Source organism: Streptomyces sp. XY431, from assembly GCF_001279805.1.
GTDB lineage: Bacteria > Actinomycetota > Actinomycetes > Streptomycetales > Streptomycetaceae > Kitasatospora > Kitasatospora purpeofusca.
Window position 1 is genome coordinate 1 of record NZ_LGDO01000076.1, and the last position, 19235, is coordinate 19235.

9 protein-coding genes are annotated in these 19235 nt (G+C 74.9%); 4 read left to right on the forward strand and 5 right to left on the reverse strand.

The features are described from left to right. Positions 1–141: 141 nt before the first annotated feature. The gene (locus ADK60_RS11020; protein WP_045944600.1) at positions 142–483 is read right to left on the reverse strand and encodes a hypothetical protein; all 342 of its coding nucleotides are present in this window, start codon (positions 481–483) and stop codon (positions 142–144) included. 148 nt (positions 484–631) lie between these two features. After that, positions 632–1792, reverse strand: coding sequence for an iron-containing alcohol dehydrogenase (locus ADK60_RS11025; protein ID WP_053645256.1), 1161 nt, complete (start codon positions 1790–1792; stop codon positions 632–634). Between the two features lie 134 nt (positions 1793–1926). On the opposite strand from ADK60_RS11025, the gene ADK60_RS11030 reads away from it, so the two are divergent. The 3 genes from ADK60_RS11030 to ADK60_RS46370 all read left to right on the forward strand — a co-directional run bounded on the left by ADK60_RS11030 (position 1927) and on the right by ADK60_RS46370 (position 13729). After that, positions 1927–2943 (forward strand): LysR family transcriptional regulator, encoded by a 1017-nt coding sequence (locus tag ADK60_RS11030; protein ID WP_079008240.1) that lies wholly within the window; start codon positions 1927–1929, stop codon positions 2941–2943. Between the two features lie 232 nt (positions 2944–3175). Next, entirely contained in the window at positions 3176–13360 is a 10185-nt protein-coding gene (locus tag ADK60_RS11035) for a LamG-like jellyroll fold domain-containing protein (RefSeq protein WP_053645260.1), read from the forward strand. Then, positions 13361–13729, forward strand: coding sequence for a hypothetical protein (locus ADK60_RS46370; RefSeq protein WP_234371033.1), 369 nt, complete (start codon positions 13361–13363; stop codon positions 13727–13729). Between the two features lie 101 nt (positions 13730–13830). Here the strand turns inward: ADK60_RS46370 and ADK60_RS11045 are convergent, their stop codons facing one another. The 3 genes from ADK60_RS11045 to ADK60_RS11055 all read right to left on the reverse strand — a co-directional run bounded on the left by ADK60_RS11045 (position 13831) and on the right by ADK60_RS11055 (position 17798). Then, positions 13831–15021, reverse strand: coding sequence for an agmatine deiminase family protein (locus ADK60_RS11045; RefSeq protein ID WP_053645262.1), 1191 nt, complete (start codon positions 15019–15021; stop codon positions 13831–13833). Positions 15022–15253: 232 nt separating this feature from the next. Beyond that, positions 15254–16978, reverse strand: a complete 1725-nt coding sequence (locus ADK60_RS45655; protein ID WP_053645264.1) for a serine/threonine-protein kinase — start codon at positions 16976–16978, stop codon at positions 15254–15256. Positions 16979–17156: 178 nt separating this feature from the next. Then, positions 17157–17798, reverse strand: a complete 642-nt coding sequence (locus tag ADK60_RS11055) for a TetR/AcrR family transcriptional regulator (protein WP_078897426.1) — start codon at positions 17796–17798, stop codon at positions 17157–17159. Positions 17799–17958: 160 nt separating this feature from the next. Here ADK60_RS11055 and ADK60_RS11060 point away from each other — a divergent pair, with 160 nt between their 5' ends. Next, complete coding sequence (locus tag ADK60_RS11060) at positions 17959–19146, forward strand: agmatine deiminase family protein (protein ID WP_053645266.1); 1188 nt, start codon at positions 17959–17961, stop codon at positions 19144–19146. The last annotated feature ends 89 nt before the right edge of the window (positions 19147–19235 follow it).

Consider the following 19235-nt stretch of genomic DNA (forward strand, 5'->3'; position numbering starts at 1 on the left):
CGATGGTACTGCAGGGGGGACCCTGTGGGAGAGTAGGACGCCGCCGAACAATCATTGTGAAGAACCCCCGTCGGGAAACCGGCGGGGGTTCTTTGCGTTCCGGGATGCTTTTTCCAACGCCAAATGAGGTATTCCGGGACGTCAGCCGTTGTAGGAGCCGACGGTGGCGTCGTTCAGGGCGTTGATGGCGTCGTCCCCGGCGACCTGGTTGTCGTCGCCGACGATGACCGTCCCGTAGTTGCCGCCTGCCGCCTGGGCGGCGTCGACGGCGGTCCCGGCCACTCCGCTCGAACCGTTGTGGGAGCCGACGGTGGCGTCGTGGCCGGCGTCGATGATGTCGTATCCGGCGACCTGGTTGCCGTTGCCGACGATGACGGTCCCGTGGTTGCCACCGGAGACGACGTCGGCGCTCGCCGCGGTCGGCACGGCGGCGAGGCCGAGGACGGCGAGCAGCGCCAGGGATCGGCCGATGTGACGGTTCATGGGGATTCTCCGCTTCTGTCAGACGATGCACCTGTTGGGTGCAAAGGTGACAGTAGGCGCGGTACCCGGGGCGGCGGGTGAGGGTCCGCCGCCCGTGGCGTGTCGGCCGGGGCGGGCGACGGTCGGTCACCTGCAGGGATGGGCGGGCTCAGGCGTAGACGCGGGCGTACAGTTCCTCGATCTGGGCGGCGGTGGGGACGGCGGGGTTGTTGGCGGGGGAGCCGGAGGCCAGGGCCTGTTCGGCCATGAGCGGGGTGAGCCCGCTCCAGGCGGCGTGGTCGATGCCGTAGCTGCGCGGGGTGGGGACGGCCAGGTCGTCGCAGAGGGTGTGCAGGGCGTCGACCAGCTTGGCCGAGGCCGCGGCCGCGGGGTCGGCGGCGGTCGCCGCGCCCAGGGCGCGGGCGCAGTCGGCGTAGCGCTCGGGCGCGGCGTGGACGGAGAAGGCGGTCACCGCCGGGAACAGCATGGCGTTCGACAGGCCGTGGGCGACGTGGAAGTGGGCGCCGATCGGGCGGCTCATGCCGTGCACCAGGGCGACGCTGGAGTTGGAGAAGGCGATGCCGGCCTGGGTCGCGGCGAGCATCATCGCCTCCCGGGCCTCGGCGTCCGAACCGTCGGCGTAGGCGCGGCGCAGATGCCGGCCGATGGTGGCGATCGCGGTGAGGGCCAGGCCGTCGGTGAAGGGACCGGACTTGCGGCTGACGTAGGCCTCGACGGCGTGGGTGAGCGCATCGACGCCGGTGTCGGCGGTCAGCCGGGGCGGCATCGAGAGCGTCAGTTCCATGTCGACGACGGCGGCGATCGGCAGGAAGGCCGGGCCCAGGCACATCATCTTCTCGTCGGTGGCGCTGTCGGTGATGACGGTGACCTGGGTGGCCTCCGAGCCGCTGCCGGCGGTGGTGGGGACGGCGATCACCGGGAGGGCCGGTCCGAGGTTGACGTGCGGCGCCTTGTAGTCGCGCATCCCGCCGCCCTGCACGCCCAGCAGGGCGAGGGCCTTGGCGGTGTCCATCGGGCTGCCGCCGCCGAAGCCGATCACCGAGTCCGCCCCGTGCGAGCGCAGGGCCTCCAGGCCGGGGGCGAGGGAGTCGGTCGTCGGGTCGGGCACGGTGCCGTCGAACAGTGCGGGGTGGAGCCCGGAGCCGCGCAGGATCCCCAGCAGGCGCTCGGCGGCGCCGGTGCCGGTCAGGAACGCGTCCGTGACCAGGAGCGGGCGCCGCAGGCCGAGGCCCGCGACGACGGCGCCCAGTTCCTCGGCCGCGCCGCGGCCGATGCGCAGGATACGGGGCAGGGACAGACTGGCAACCACGGGCAACCCCTCGGCGGTGGGAGGACGGTGGCCCCCGGCACGGGCGGGCCGATCCGACTCTGCCGTGGGTCCGGTGTGCGTTCAACCGCCAATCGCGCAGAGGGGGTGTGCGGAAATGCAGATAGGCTGCCCCGATGCGCCCCCGGTCCAGCCCCAGCCCCCGCTCCGGCTCCGGCCCCAGCCCCCGCTCCCGCCAGGAAATCCCGGCCCCGGCGGCGGTGGAGCGCCCCGGCGGGCCCGATCCGCGCGAGCTGCGCGCGGACGACCTGCGCCATCTGCTCGCCGTCGCCCGCACGGGGCGCCTGGTGAGCGCCGCCGACGCGCTGGGGGTGGACCACACCACGGTGTCCCGCCGGATCACCGCGCTGGAGCGGAGCCTCGGCGTGCGGCTGATGGAACGCGGTACGGAGGGCTGGGTGCTGACGGACGCCGGCCGAGCGGTCGCCGAGAACGCCCGTACGATCGAGGACGCCCTGGTCCGGGTCGTGGACGCGGTGTCCGGCCAGGACCCGCCGTCCCTGCACGGCACCGTCCGGGTGAGCGCACCGGACGGCTTCGGCACCCTCTTCGCCACTCCGGCACTGGCCCGGGTGCGCCGCCGTCACCCTCGGCTCCAGGTCGAACTCATCACGGCGACAAGGGAGTTGCCGCTGCGTCCGGCGGGCTTCGACCTCGCCCTGACGATCGGCCGACCGCCCCGGAGCCGACTGGTGACCGAGCACCTCACCGACTACACCCTCGGCCTGTACGCCGGTGACGAGTACCTCGCCCGGTGCGGGGCGCCGGCTGCGGTGGCCGAACTGCGGGAGCACCCGCTGGTCTTCTACATCGAGTCGATGCTGCAGGTCGGCGATCTCGACATCGAACGCCATCTGCCGGGCTGCACGCCCGCGTTCTCCTCCACCAACGTCTTCGCCCAGGTCGAGGCGACCCGGCTGGGCACCGGTGTCGGCGTGCTCCCGGCCTTCCTCGCCGACCGGGCCGGGCTGCGGCGGCTGCTGCCCGAGGAGGTCGACATCCGGCTCCCGATCACCCTGGCCGTCCGCCGCGAGGCCGTCACCCACCCCGCCGTCCGGGCCGTCCGCGACGCCCTGCACCACGAGGTCGCCGAACGCGCCGCCGAGCTGCTGCCGCCGCGGGGCGACGAGTAGCACCGGCTGCGGGCCGACGGGTAGCACCGGCCGAGCCGCACCTGCCCCGGTTCCCGCGCCTCGGGCGTCGCCGCGGTGACGCCCCGTCGAGTCGCAGGGGGACCCGGAGTGAACTTGTGCCTGCGGAAGCCACAGTTCCATCTCGGGGGCCTGACATTGTCTCCATCGCTCCCCCATGATCGGCGCCGCGGTGCCGCACGCTCGCGGCACCGCCGGACCGGGGGAGAGTGGCATGTCGCACGGGCGAATCCGTCGTGGTCGGTGGGGCGGCAGAACCGCCGCCACCGTCGTCCTGAGCCTACTGGCCGGGCTCTGCGGCCCCGCGCTGGCCGAGGCGCCGTCCGCCCGCGCCGCGGACGGGGCGGGGGCGAAGCCGGCGGCCGCGCCGCGGATCCCGGTCCAGCGCACCGGCAGCGCGGCCGACCTGCCGCACGAGGTCGGCGCCGAGGCCACCGAGGCCCGCGGCGAGGACGCCGCCGAGCCGGCCGGTGCTCAGGGTCCGCCGCCCGAGGCGCCCGCCGCCACCGCCCCGGCACGCAGCCCGAAGCTGTCCGGCACCCCGCAGTACGCGCCCGCCGCGGACGTCGCCCCGGCCGCCGGCGCTGCCCGCCCGGCCGCGTCCGGCGGCACTCCCGGCGGTTCGGACGGCGGGCCCGGCGGTGGCCCCGGAGCACCCGGCCCCGGTGCACCCGGTCCTGGAGCACCCGGCCCCGGCGGCCGGACCACCGGTTCGGGGCACCTGCGGGACGAGGACCCGAGCGTCGAGGTCGTCGCCGAGCGCACCGCCGACAGCCGGACCTTCCGTAACGCCGACGGCAGCACCAGCCGCCAGCTCTTCGCCCACCCCGTCAACTACCGCACCCCGGCGGGCGACTGGGCGGCGATCGACACCACGCTCGTCCCGGGGCCCGACGGCCGGCTGACCGAGCGGGCCAACGGGACCCGGATCGGCCTGGCCCGCCGCGCCGACGCCCCGGACCTGGAGACCGTGGCGCTCGACGACGGCCACGCCGTCCGCTACGCCCTCGCCGGCGCCGCGCCGGTGGTGCCCGAGGTCGCCGGTGACACCGCCACCTACCGCTCGGTCCTGCCCGGTACCGACCTCCGGATCACCGCGCTGTGGAACGGCGTCAAGGAGGAGTTCGTCCTGGACGGCCCAGGGGCGGCCGGCTCGTGGACGTTCCCGCTGCACACCACCGGCCTGACCCCGGCGCTGACGGCCGACGGCGAGGTGGAGTTCAAGGACGCCGAGGGCGCGGTCCGGATCCGGGTGCCGCGCGGTGTGATGCACGACTCCGCTCCCGGCGGACCGGCCGAGTCCACCGCCGTCCGCTACACCCTCGACGGGCAGGGATCCGACCGCACCCTTACCGTGACGGCCGACCCGGCCTGGCTGCACGACCCGGCCCGGGTGTTCCCGGTGGTGGTCGACCCGACCACCACGACCGGCAACAGCAAGGCCAACGCGTCGACCTACGTCGACGACTACAGCGGGGCCAACCACGTCGGCACCTCGCTGGTCCTGGTCGGCGGCGACGACTCGCACCACCGCTACGAGACCTACCTGTCCTTCGGCGGCGTCCAGACCTACGCCAACGACTACGTGGTCGGCGCGGCGCTCCACCTCTACCAGGTCCGCGGCACCGGATCGGCGCCGGTCGAGATCGCGCCGATCACCGGCGCGTGGTCGCCGGCCGGGGTCAAGGGGATGGGCGCCGTACCGACCGGCAATGTGTTCGGGCAGTACACGATGGGCACCGGATCCGGCTGGGGCTGGATCGGCATCGACGGGCCGGGCGTGGGTGTCGTCGACGGCTGCACCCACGGCCAGTCGGTCTCGAACTGCGGCATCGCCGTCCGCGGATCCGCCGCCGTCTACCGCGAGTTCGCCTCCGCGAGCTCCGCCAACCCGCCGTACCTGCAGCTGGAGTACACCCCGTACGCGGCCTACTACAGCACGCCGTCCGGCGCCGTGCTCGACCCGCCGGTCACCAACGGCCAGGCCGGCGCGCTCTCCGTGGAGGTCCTCAACCACGGGGCGGAGACCTGGCGGACCGACAGCGGCTACCGGCTGTCCTACCGGCTCTACGACCCAGCCACGCTGAACGAGATCGCCACCGCGAACCGGGTGTTCACCCCGATGCCCGTCGACGTCGGGCCGAACCAGAAGGTGACGCTGAGCGGCGGGATCGGGCCGCTGCCGCCCCGCTCCTACGTGGTGTGCTGGGACATGCGGACGCCCTCCGGCGGCTGGTTCTCCGACAGTTCGGGCCTCGCGCCGGGCGGCTGCTTCACCCTCCAGGTCACCAATGTGGACCCGGTCGTCGACGCCGTCGCCCCGCCGCGCGGCTTCGCCCCCGCCACCCTGACCCCGGTCCTCACCGTCGCGGCGCGCGACCTCGACAACTGGCCCTCCGCACTGCGCTACCGGCTCGTCGTCGGCACCACCAGCTCCGACTGGCAGGCCTCCGGGACGTTCACCGTCCCCGCCGGGGTGCTCCGCTGGGGGCGGCCCACCGAATGGTGGGTGGACGTCACCGACGGCTACAGCACGGTCAGTTCGCCCTCCGGCCTGATCGTCCCGCAGGTCCCGCAGCCGGCCGTCACCTCGCACCTGGGCGCCGGGACCGACCCCGACCTGCACGGCATCGACCCGCTCACCGGAAACTGGTCGACCTCGGCCACCGACGCCTCGGTCTCCACCGCCGGACCGCCGCTGGCCGTCAAGCGGGTCTACAACAGCCTCGACACCCGCGGCGGCGGCCTGTTCGGCACCGGCTGGAGCAGCTCCTTCGACGGCCGGCTGGCCTTCGAGAACGGCGACGCCCTGGTCACCCTCCCGGACGGGCAGCAGGTGCGGTTCCTGCACGGCGCCGACGACTCGTACACCGGGCCCGCCGGGCGCTACGCGACGCTCGTCCGGGCCGCCGGCAGCACCTTCGAACTCACCGACAAGTCCGGCTCGGTACTGGCCTTCGACGTGAACGGCCGGCTCACCAGGGTCACCGACGCGGGCGGCTTCGCCGTCACCCACCAGTACCGGGCCGACGGCACCCTGGAGACCGCCACCTCCGCCTCCGGCCGCGCGCTGCGCTTCGGCTGGACCCGCCCGGCGGGATCCACCGCCGCGCACGTCACCTCCGTCAGCACCGACCCGGTCACGCCCGGCGACGCCGCCACCGCCCTCACCTGGACGTACCGCTACACCGGCGACAACCTCACGGCCGTCTGCGCCCCCGGCGCCGGGACCCAGTGCACCGGCTACCAGTACACCGCGACCTCGCACTACCGCTCCCAGGTCGCCGACGCGTCCCCCACCAGCTATCTGCGGCTCGGCGACCCGATCGACCCCGCCAACGAGACCGACCCGGCCGCCGACGAGGTCGTCCGGTCGGTCTGCTGCGCCACCGCCCACCACCACGGCGCCCCGGGCGGCGCCGCCGGCGTGCTCGCCGGAACCACCGACGGTGCCGCCGCCTTCAACGGCTACGGCACCATGGTCACCGACGACGCGGCCGCGCCGGGCGCCTCCAACCAGGGCAGCACCGAGCTGTGGTTCCGCTCGGCGCCCGGCTCCGCCGGCATCCTGCACTCGTACCAGAACAAGGCCGTCGGGGCGATCCGTTCCGGACCGCCGGAGTCCCCGGACGTGCCGGCGCTCTACGTGGGCACCGACGGCCGGCTGTACGGCGGCTACTACGACACCACCCGCACCGCGATGAACACCGGGCGGTACGTCACCGACAACGCCTGGCACCACGTGGTGCTCACCTCGAACGGCCAGTCCCAGGAGCTCTGGCTGGACGGCCAGCGGGTCGCCAACCGGACCGCCGCGGTCGTCCCGCTGCCCGCCTCGGACCGGGTCTACCTCGGCGCGGGCTTCGGCGCCGCCGGCTACCCGGCCGTCCCCGCGCTCGGCAAGGACTCCTACTTCTCCGGCGCCATCGACGAATTCGCCAGCTACGGCTACGCGCTGACCGCCGACCGGATCACCGCGCACTTCGCCGCCCGGGCCGCCGTCAACACGCTGTCCGCGATCACCCTGCCCTCCGGCCGCTCCTACACCACCGTCGCCTACGACCCAGCCCGGGACCGGGTCGCGGACGTCACGGACAGCAACGGCGGGCACTGGAAGCCCTCCGCGACCGGCGCGGTGTACCCCGCCGGGGTCGTCCACCAGCAGGCCGTCCTCTCGGCCCGCCCGGCCGACTACTACCGGCTGGACGAGCCCTCCGGCCAGGTCGCGCACAACGCCGTCCACGGCCGGGAGGACGGGCGCGACGGCACCTTCGGCAATGTCACCCTGGGCGTGGCCCGCGCGGGCAGCCCGACCGGCGGCGACTACGGCGTGCCCACCGTCGCCGGCTTCGGTGCCACCTCCTCGCTGCGGCTGCCGGACGGGCAGGTCCCGGCCGAGGGGGACTTCACCGTCGCGGTCCAGTTCCGTACCGACCGGCGGGGCGGCGTCCTGTACTCCACCCAGGACCGGGCGATCACCTCGACCAGCCCGGGCGGCGCGGGCAGCGCCCAACCACTGCTCTACATCGGCACCGACGGGCGGCTGCGCGGCGGCATCACCACCGGCTCCACCGGGCTGCTGCACGGCCCCGCGGTCGACGACAACGCGTGGCACACGGCCGCGCTGAGCTGGAAGCAGCAGACCGCCACCGGCACGCTGTACCTCGACGGCCGGCCGCTGGAGTCCGGCAGCCCGGCCGGCCTCCCCAACCGGACGGCCCAGCGCTACACCTATGCCGGGGCCGGGTTCATCGACACCTCCTGGCCCGCCGCGCCCGCCGACCGGCAGGGGCACTTCCAGGGCGAGCTCGCCGAACTGGCGTTCTGGTCACGGGTGCTGACCGCCGACGAGGTCCGCGACACCCGCACCACCGAGGCCGACTACAGCGGCGCCCAACTGCGGGTGACCGTCACCGACCCGGGCGGCAAGGCGCTGGTCCGCACCTTCGACCCGGCGGCGGGCGGCCGGGTCACCTCCGCCACCGACGCGGGCGGCGGGCGCACCGGCTACGGCTACGACGAGCAGGGGTACCTCAACCGGACCACCGACCCGGCGGGCCACACCACCAGCCTCACCAACGACTCCCGCGGCAACGCGAAGAGCCGCACCACCTGCCGCACACCCACCTGGTGCCAGACCTCGTACACCGAGTACTGGGTCGATCCGGCCCACCCGCAGAGCCCGCTGAACGACCGTCCGACGGTGTTCCGGGACGCCCGCTCCTCGGGTCCGGCCGACGAGACCTACCGGACGTCCTACCAGTACGACGCCGTCGGGAACCTGCTGCACACCACGACTCCGGCGACCCCGGACTTCCCGCAGGGCCGGGACACCGCGCAGGAGTACTCGACCACGCCCGTGCTCGCCCACGGCGGCGGCTTCGTCCGGGCCGGGATGCTGCTCTCCGTCACCACCCCGGGCGGCGCCGTCACCCGGTACGCCTACTACAGGAACACCGACCTGGCGCAGGTCACCGACCCGGCCGGGCTGACCACCACCTACACCTACGACGGCCTCGGCCGCCGGGTGAGCTCCACCGAGACCTGGCCCGGCGGCCCGCCGGGCGGCCTCACCACGACCTTCACCCACGACGGGCAGAACCGGCCGCTGGTCACCACCGCGCCGTGGACGGCCAACGACCTCGACGGCACCGTCCACCACCCCGTCCACGAGGTCGAGTACGACCCGGACGGCAACATCACCGTCAGCACCGAACGGGACGGGAGCGGCGGGGACGCCGCCGACCCCTCGCGGACCACCCGGACCTCCTACGACCCGGCCGGCCGGGTCAGCACCGTCACCGACCCCATGGGCCGGCGCACCGTCACCAACAGCTACGACGTCTACGGGCAGCCCACCTCCGTCACCGACCCGGCCGGCCGCACCTGGCGCACCACCTACACCGCCACCGGCCGGCCGGCCACCACGGCCCTCCAGGGCTACACCGGCAGCGACCCCGACCAGCCGAAGGCCCCGGCCGACCTGGTCGTCTCCTCCCGCGCCTACGACCCGGCCGGACGCCAGGCCAGTGTCACCGACGCGATGGGCCGCACCACCCGCTACCAGTACTACGACGACGACCGCCTGGCCCGGGTCAGCGCCACCGGCGTCCACAACCCCGACGGCAGCACCCGGGAGGTCGAACTCCGGCGCCTGGACTACGACGGCGCCGGCCAGCTGACCCGCACCCTGACCGGCGGCGGCGCCAACAGCAACGGCGTCACCTACGACGCCGCCGGCCGGGTCGCCTCCGTCACCGTCAAGGGCAGCCCCGACCAGGTCACCAAGGCCCGCTACGACGCCGACGGCAACCCCTTGACGGTCACCCGCACCGATACCGCGGGCACCGTGCTCACCACCGCCGACGCCCGCTACGACGCCGCCGGCCGGATCACCGCCCGGATCCTGCACACCGGCACCGAGGACCTCACCAGCACCTGGACCAGGGACGCCCGCGGCCGAATCACGGCCGCCACCGACCCGCGCGGCACCGCGACCGGCGCCGACCCGGCCGCGTACACCACCGAGTACGGCTACGACCGCGCCGACCGCCCGGCCCTCGTCACCGGACCGGCCGTCACCACCGAAGGAGCGGACGGAACCCGGGCCACCACCCGGGCCACCGCCCGCACCGCGTACAACACCTACGGCGAGGCCGTCCTGACCCAGGACGCCCTCGGCACCCTCACCCAGGCCGACTACGACCAGCTCGGCCGCCCGGTGATGCGCGGCGTCACCGGCTACCGGCCGCCCGGCGGGGGCGCCGCCCTCACCGCCTGGAGCAACGTCGGCTACGACGCCGCCGGCCGGATCTCCTCCAGCCAGGACGCCTCCCGGCAGACCACCACCTTCGGCTACGACCAGCTCGACAACCTGCTCACCCGCACCGACCCCAAGGCGGACGCCGCAGCCCCCGCCGGGGTCTGGAAGTCGGCCTACGACGCGGCCGGCGAACAGCTCTCCGCCACCGACCCCACCGGCGCCCGCACCACCGCCACCTACGACGACCTGGGCCGCCAGGTCACCAGCACCGTCGTGGTGCGCTCGCAGGCCGCCGCGTACACCAGCACCACCGGGTGGGACGACGCCGGGAACCCCGTCACCGTCACCGACCCGCTCGGCAACACCGTCACCACCGGCTACGACGCCGCCAACCGGCCCGTCACCGTCACCGACCCGCTCGGCCGCACGGTCACCACGGCCTACGACGCGGCGGGCCGCCCGGTCAGGGTGACGGCCGCCGACGGCAGCGCCCGCACCACCGCCTACGACGGCGCCGACCGGGCCACCGGCAGCGCCGAACTCGACCCCGCCGGCACCGTGCTGCGCTCCACGGCCACCGGCTACGACCGGGCCGGCAACGCCGTCCGGGCCACCGACCCGCTGGGCACCACCACCACCCGGGCCTTCGACGCCGCCGGCCGGATCGTCTCGCTCACCGAGCCGGTCACCGCGGCCACCGCGAACGCCCCGGCCACCGGCATCACCAGCACCTACGGCTACGACGCGGCCGGCCACCGGACCAGTTTCACCGACGGGCGCGGCAACACCTTCCGCACCACCTACAACGCCTGGGGGCTGCCGGAGTCCGAGATCGAACCGGCCACCGACGCCTACCCGGCCGCCGCCGACCGCACCCGCACCACCAGCTACGACGCCGCCGGCCGGATCGTCTCGCTCACCGAGCCCGGCGGGGTGGTCCGCTCCCGGACCTATGACAACCTCGGCCGGCTCACCGCCGAGACCGGCACCGGCGCCGAGGCCGCCACCGCCGCGCACAGCTACGGCTACGACCTCGTCGGCCGGGTCACCCGGGTCGCCGGTGTCGGCGGCGACAACACCTACGCCTACGACGACCGGGGCCTGCTGACCTCCGCCCAGGGCCCCTCCGGCACCTCCTCGTTCGGCTACGACGCCAACGGGCAGCTCACCACCCGGCTGGACGCCGCCGGCACCACCAGCCTCCGCTACGACGCGGCCCACCGGCTGGCCACCCTCGTCGACCCGGCCACCGCCGTCACCGCCACCTACGGCTACAACGCCCTCGACCAGGTCGAACGGATCGGCTACGGCGCCGGCGGCGCCGTCCGCACCTTCGGCCACGACGCCCTGCACCGCCTCAGCAGCGACACCCTGACCGCCCCCGGCGGCACGGTCGAGGCCGCCGTCGCCTACGGCTACGACCTCGCCGACCACCTGACCGCCAAGACCACCACCGGCACCGCCGGGGCCGCCGCCAACACCTACGGCTACGACCTCGCGGGCCGGCTCACCAGCTGGACCAACGGCTCCAGCACCACCGCGTACGGCTACGACGCGGCCGGCAACCGCACCCGGGCCGGCCCCGCCACCGCGGTCTACGACGCCAGGAACCGGCTGCTCTCGGACGGCACCACCGGCTACACCTGGACCGCCCGCGGCACCCAGAGGACCCGGACCACCACCGCCGGCACCGTCACCTCCGGCTACGACGCCTTCGAGCGGCTGGTGACCGACGGCACCGCCACCAACGCCTACGACGGCCTGGACCGCCTGGTCCGCACCGGAAGCCGGTCGCTCAGCTACACCGACCAGGGCAACGCCGTCGCCTCCGACGGCAGCACCAGCTACAGCCACGACGACGCCGGGGCCGTCTTCGGCTGGCAGCAGAACGGCAGCGGCCGGACCCTCGCCCTGGTCGACCGGCACACCGACGTGGTCGGCGGCTTCACCGCCACCGGCACCACCCTCACCGGCTCCACCGCCTACGACCCCTTCGGCCGGGTCACCGCCACCGCCGGCAGCCGGCCGTCGCTCGGCTACCAGAGCTCCTGGACCGACCCGGACAGCGGCCGGGCCAATATGGCCGCCCGCTGGTACGACCCGGCGACCGGCGCCTTCACCAGCCGCGACACCTACAGCCAGAGCCCGGACCCGTCCGTGCTCGGCAACCGCTACGCCTACGCCGGGCAGGACCCGCTCGACCACACCGACCCCAGCGGGCACTGCGCCTTCCTCTGCGGCGTCCTGGCCGGTGCCATCGGCGGCGCGGTCGTCGGCTTCGCGAGCTACGCGATCAGCTACGCCGTCAACGACGACGCCAAGTGGTCCTGGAAGGAGGCCGGCTGGCAGACCGCCAAGGGCGCGGTCACCGGCGCCGTGATGGGCATGGGCGGCACCGGCGCCCTGGGCCTGATCGGCGGCGGCGCCGCGGCCGGCGGCGTCGACTACGGGATGGAGTGCCTGCGGGGCTCCGAGTGCACCGTCGCGGGGGCCGCCCAGAGCATCGCCATCGGCGCCGCCGCCGGAGCCCTCACCTGGGGCGCGGGCGCCGTCGCCCGGAAGATCTACGGCTCCGTCGTCGCGAAGTCCACCCGGCCGGCGGTCCAGGCCGTCGACCGGGCGCTGACCCGCTGGGGCGTCGTCGGGGCCAGGGACGCCGCCGAGGCGGCCGCCACCCGGACGGCGGCCACCCGCGCCGCCGAGCGCGCCGCCACCAGGGCGGCCGCCGAGGCCGTCGAGCGCGAGACCGTCCGCAAGGCCCAGGCGGAGGCCGCGGCCCGGGCCAAGAAGGCGGCCGAGGAGGCCGCCCGTCAGCGCTGGCTCGCCACCCCGACCGGCCGGGCCTCCCAGGCGGCCGCCGACGAGGGCCCGGACGTCGCGATCGCCCGGACCCGGCAGGCGGTCGACCAGGCCGTCCCCGCGGCGGCGCTGCCCGCGCAGGAGACGCCGTCGCTGGCGCAGAACGTGCTCCAGGGCGTCGGGAGGGCCGCGGACAACAGCACCCTGGCGCGGGACCTCGCCCGGGCGCCGGTCGGGCGCAGCGGCTCGATCATCGCCGATGTCGCCGACGTCGGCGGCGGGCGGACCACCGGCGGGCTCGGCGGCTCGGGCCGCCCGGCCGTCGCGTCCTACGGGGCCGGGGACGACGCGGCCGAGATCGCCGCCTTCGAGGCCGAACTCGCCGCCGAGTCGGCTGCCAGGACGGGTCGGCCGACCATGGCCCGGTTCGCCGATCCGTCCGACGGTCTGTACAAGAACGCGAGGAACGTGCCGAGGCTGCCCGGATACTTCGACGTCTTCATGCACGGCGGCCCGTTCAGCGTCTCGCCCACCTTCGCCGGGGCCGAGGCGGGCGGTGAGATCAACGCCGGGGCGCTCGCCGTCATGATGCGCGAGGCCGGTTACGCCGGCGGCCCGGTCCGGTTGTGCTCGTGCCAGACCGGTGCGACCACCGGGACGTTCGCCCAGGATCTGGCCAACGTCCTGGGCGTGCCGGTCAGAGCACCCACCGGGTACCTCTACGTTCACCCGTCCGGCACGATGACGGTCGGTCGCCAGGGCGCGGAGGTCTGGACGGAGCAGAGGGGCGGGCGGTGGCGTACCGTCCTTCCCGAGAACAAGGAGGGCCAACCGTAGATGAGTGGCGTGCGAAGGGCCGGGTTCTACACCTCGGCCGACGAACTGCGGCGCGACGTCCGGCCGGTGGCGGACCCGGACGAGGAGACCGTGGTGGCCTATCTGGAGGCCGCCGTGGTCGCCCTGGCCACCCCGTCCCGGCCCGACGACCTGCTCGACCCCACGGCCCAACGGGTCTGTCAGGGCGCGCTGTTCACCGACGGGGAGTGGTTCTGGCCGGCCGTCCTGGCCTACTACGTGCGCCGCTACCACGTTCGGCTCCCCGATGAACTGCTCGCCCGGATCAGGAGCTTCGGCGGGCGGCCGCCGGAGTTGGACGAGGCGGAGCTGACGGCCGCGACGGAGCGCTTCGTCGCCGACTCGGGCTGACCGGGCCGGACCCGCACGGCGGCCGCGGTGCCCGGGAGACCGGGTACCGCGGCCGCCGTTGTCGTCGGGCCGGGGCCGGGGCCGGACGGCCGGTCAGCCGGTCAGCCGACGGCGGGGATGTCGTGGGTGGCGCAGTGGATGCCGCCACCGCCGCCGGCGATGGTGTCGATCTGGAGCGGGACGATCTCGCGCCCGGGGAAGTGCTCCCGGAAGACGTCGTGGGCGTGGTCGTCGGCCCGGGGGTCGCCGAACAGGGGCAGGTAGACGCCCTTGTTGCCGAGGTAGAAGTTCATGTAGGAGGAGACGAAGGCGTCGCCCCGCCCGGTGATCCTGTCGGGGTCGGGCTGCTGGAGTTCGACGACCTTGAGCCGGGCGCCGGTGGCGTCGGTGGCCCCGTCGAGCACCGAGCGGGCCTGGTCGGCGGAGCGGGACCAGACGTCCGGCGGGGTGCCGGGGAAGGCCCGGTCGAGCAGGACGACGCCCGGGGCGGCGAAGCGGACCAGGCAGTCCACGTGGGCGTCGGTGATGTCCTTGCCCTTGACGCCGGCCAGCCAGACGATCTTGGTGACGCCGAGCAGCTGCTTGAGCTCGGCCTCGATCCGGTCGCGGCTCATTCCGGGATTGCGGTTGTCGTTGACGATCGAGCTCTCGGTGATGAGGAGGGTGCCCCGGCCGTCGCTCTCGAAGGAGCCGCCCTCGGCGACCAGCCGGGTCTCCACGCGCTCGATCCCGTACTTGGCCAGCACGCCGCGGGCCACCTTGGCGTCGTTGCCGTGCTGCTGCTTGCGGCCCCAGCCGTTGAAGTTGAAGTCGACGCCCTTGACCTTGCCGCCCTCCTCGACGAACACCGGCACGGTGTCGCGCGCCCACAGGTCGTCGACCGGGACGGTGAGCAGCTCGACGTCGGAGCCGCAGGCGTTGCGGGCCGAGGACTCCTGGCCGGGCCGGACCAGCAGGACCACCGGCTCGCGCTCGCCGATGGCCCGTGCCACCTCGGCGATGTCCTTGCGGACGGCGGCGAGCTGCTCGCCCCAGACGTCCTCGGAGGCGGGCCAGGACATCATGGTCCGCTCGTGCTTCTCCCACTCGGCGCCGAGTCGGCGCCCCTGTCCGGACTTGCCTCCGGGAGCGCCTCCGGGTGTGCCTCCGGCCGGGTCGGCGGCGGGGGAGGAGGGCTCGGCCGGGTCGACCAGGTCGTCCACGGCGGCGCAGCCGGACGCGCCGAGCGCGATCAGGCCGGCGCCGGCGAGCGAACGCAGGACGGTTCGACGGGCGAGGGGGGAGTGGGACACGGTGGACTCCGGTGGGGCTGGGAGCGGTTCGGTCCGGCGCCGAGGGGGCGGGGCTCGGAGGAGCGCCGGGTGCGGAGCCGGACCGGCGGCGGACGAGTCGTCCGGCATCGCCGTGAACTGCACTGTTGCACTGACTGAAAAATCAGTCAAACTGTGAGGGAGAGCGAAGCCCCCGGTCGGGGGCAGTCCGGCCGGGGGCTTCGGGCAGGTGCGGCCGTCGCGGCGGGCGGGTTCAGCCGTTGCGGCGGTAGTGGTCCACGGAGACCCTGACCGGCCCCTCGGTGCCCGCGGTGGAGAGCACCCGGACCACGGCGAGCGACCGGCCGTCGGCGGAACGGACGCAGAAGGCGCCCCGGGGGCCGACGGCGCCGAACGGCACCCGCCCGGTCGGCCGGCTGCTCAGCCCCTTGACGCACTCGGCCACCCCCAGGGCGGCGTCCCGGCCGATGTAGGAATCGGCGGTCTCCGGGACCAGGAACTCGTTCTCGCCCCGGCCGAGGTACCAGGTCACGCTGTCGGCCGGGACGACGGTGCCGGTCGCGAGGTCGAACTCGTAGCCGGCGTCCGCCGAGGTCAGCTCGGCCGCGCGGTAGGCGACGGCGTAGTCGGCGCCCGGCGTCGGGGTGGCGGACGGTGTGGCGGACGGGGTCGGTGCGGCCGGGGCCGGCGGGGAGGCCGGTGCGGAACCGGGCGCGGGCGCACCGGGGGAGGGGGTGGCGGTCACCAGGTCCTCGGAGGTCGCGGCCTCCACCGTCTCCGGGGTGTCCAGCAGCAGCACCGTCGCCGCGGCGCCGACCGTCAGCGCGACGGCGGCGGTCATCGCGGTGCGCCCGAGGCCCCGGCCGCGGCGCGATCTCGCCCGCGCACGGCCGCCGACCGGGGCACCGGTCGGGTCGTCGGCCGGGGCCGGCAGCGTGGCCGCCACCAGGGTCGGGGCCGCCGCCGACGACCGCGGGGTGAGCACGGTCAGGGCCTGGTCCGGGTCGCCGCCGGTGGGCCCGCCGGCCGCCTCGGCCGCCTCGGCCGGCACCTGCGGCAGTTCGGCGTGCCGGGTGATCTGGCTGGTCAGCGGGTGCGGCAGCCAGTCGTCGCCGAACCGCAGGTGCCCGGCGACGGCCGGGTGCTCGCGCACGGCGGCGATCACCTCGGCGGTGGTCGGGCGGTCCTCGGGCCGCTTGGCGAGGCAGTCCAGCAGCAGTCCGCGCAGGCCCTCCGGGACCGGCCCGAGGTCGGGCTCCTCGTGCACGGTCCGGTAGAGCGTCGCCGGGTCCGGGCCGTCCCCGAACGGCGGGGCGCCGGTCGCGACGTGCACGGCCAGGGCGCCGAGGGCGTAGACGTCGGTGGCCGGGGTCGCGGGCCGGCCGGTGGCCTGCTCGGGCGCCATGTACGCGGGCGAGCCGATCCGCAGGCCGGTGCTGGTGAGCGCCCCCGCGTCGGCCGCCCGGGCGATGCCGAAGTCGATCACCCTGGGGCCGTCGGGGGCGATCAGGACGTTGCCCGGTTTGAGGTCGCGGTGCACCACCCCGGTGGCGTGGATCGCCTGGAGCGCCTCCGCGATGCCGGCGATCAGCAGTAGCACCGTCCGTTCCGGGAGCGGGCCGAAGCGCTGCACCACCTGCTGCAGGGACGGGCCCGGCACATAGGTGGTGGCCAGCCACGGGGTGGCGGCGTCCACGCCCGCGTCGACCAGCTGGGCGGTGAAGAGGCCGTGGATCCGCCGGGCGCTGGCCACCTCCTGGGCGAAGCGGGCCCGGAACTCCGGGTCCTCGGCGAGCTCGGGCCGGACCACCTTGAGGGCGACCGGCCGTCCGCCGGGGGTGTAGGAGAGGTAGACCCGGCCCATGCCGCCGGCGCCGAGCCGGGCGAACAGCCGGTAGCCGCCGACCTCGCGGGGGTCGTCCGGGGTCAGCTCCTGGAAGACCGGCGGCGTGGCGAAGGGGGATCGGTCGGCGGACATGCGGGCTGCCTCTCTCGGCGGGCTGGGCGGGGCAGGGGACGACCGGGGCGGGGGACGACCGGGGCGGGGGTCGGACCGGCCGGGGACCGAGCGGACCGGGGACCGGGCGGACCGGGGTCGGACGGACCCGCGAAAGGGACGTTCGGCACGCGCGGTGCCGCCGAGTTTAGAGGTTGCGTCAGGATCGACCGAATCCGGCCCCGGAGCCCGCCCCGGCCACCGCCGCCGGGCCGCCGCGGCCGGGCGGGCCGTGCCGGTCCAGCTCCGCCCCGATCGCCCCGCGCAGCAGCAGTCGGGCGTGCTCGACCGGCAGCGAGCCGCTGTGCCAGCGCACGCTGAGGCCCTCGACCAGCGCGGTCAGCCGCTCGGCGGCGGCCGCGTGGGCCGGGGCGGTGCCGCCGGGGTCGGCCCGGGCGAGCAGTTCGGCGACATCGTGCACCCAGGTGTGGGTGGTCCGCGCGAGGTCCTCGCGGAGGTCCGGCTCGAAGACCGCGGTGGCCCTCAACTCGCCCCAGGCGATGCTGTTCTCGCGTACGTCGACGGTGTCCTGGAGCTCCAGCAGCAGCACCTGTTCCAGGTCGGCCCTGGGGTCCTCGGTGCGCGGCGCGGGGTCCGGCTCGGCGGTGTAGTGGTCGGCGCGGTCGCTGATGAAGTCCAGGGTCCGGCGCAGCAGTCCGGCCCGGTCGCTGAAGTGGTAGTAGATGAGCGAGGTGGACACGCCGGCCTCGGCGGCCAGCTCGCCCACCCGCAGTCCGCGGACCCCTCGGCGGGCGATCACGCGGGTGGCGGCTCTGAGTATTTCCGTCCGACGGTCCGACATGGGCGCCCACTCTACGCGCTTCCTCGCTGGTCGGACAGGTTCCTGATGATCCTTTCAGGGTTCTCGGTAAGCCTTGACCCAAATGCTTGACTGAATTTTCAGTTCGGTGCAGGATGCGGGGCAACCCCCACACCTCCCACCTTCTGCCAGGGAGCGCGACATGCACACCCCCACCCCCTCGCGTCGCGGCCTACTCCGGTTCGGCGCCGCCGCGGTACCCCTGATCGCCCTGGGTTCCGCCCTCCCGGCCGCCCGTGCCGCCCAAGCCGCCCCGGCTGCCCAAGCCGCCCCGGCTGCCGCACCGCTGCTGCGGATGCCCGCCGAGAGCGACCGGCACGACCGCACCTTCATGGCCTGGCCGGCCCTGCCCTCGGTCTGGCGGACCCAGCTGTCGGCCGTCCGCGACGACATCGCCAAGCTCGCCCACGAGATCTCCCGCTACGAACCGGTCGTCGTGGTGGCCCGCCCCGGGCAGGCCGTCGACGCCCGCTACTACTGCGGACCCGGCGCCTACTACCGCATCACCGTGGTCGAGATCTCCAACGACGACCTCTGGATCCGCGACTTCGGGCCGACCTTCGTGGTCGGGCCGGGCACGATCGCCGGAGTCGACACCAACTTCAACGGCTGGGGCAAGGACGGCACCCCCTACTACCAGCGGTACGCCGAGGACGCCGCCGTCGCGGGCACCCTCCTCGCCGAGTACGGGGTGGACCGGATCCGGGCCCCCTTCGTCGGCGAGGGCGGCGCCCTGGAGACCGACGGCGAGGGCACCCTGCTGGCCACCGTCAGCTCCTGGGTGAACCCCAACCGCAACCCCGGCATGTCCCAGGACGAGGTCGAGCGAGCCCTGCGCACGACGCTCGGGATGGACAAGGTGATCTGGCTGGACGGCGTGGCCGGCCAGGACATCACGGACGCCCACATCGACTGCCTGGCCCGCTTCACCGCGCCCGGACGCGTCCTGCTCGACCGGCCCGGCCCCGGCACGGACCAGGTCTGGGTCAAGGTCTACGAGCAGGCCAAGCGGGCCCTGAGCACCGCCACCGACGCCCGCGGCCGCGCGCTGACCGTGATCGAGCTGCCCGCCCCGGACCGGAAGCGGATCCGCGGCCGCGACCTCGGCAAGGACTTCCTCTCCAGCTACAGCAACTTCTACGTGGCCAACGGCGCCGTGTTCGTCCCCCAGTTCGGCCACGCCGCCGCCGACGCGCGGGCCCGCGCCGTCCTCCAGGCCGAGTTCCCGACCCGCGACATCGTCCAGGTCGACATCGACAACATCGCCTCCGGCGGCGGCGGCATCCACTGCGCCACCCAGTCCCAGCCGTCCGTGCCGCCGCTCCGCTGACTCCCCGGCGGCCCGTCCGTTCCCCACGGAGACGGGCCGCCGGGGCTCCCCGCCCACCCCGCAGCACCCACCCGCCCCCCGCAGTACCC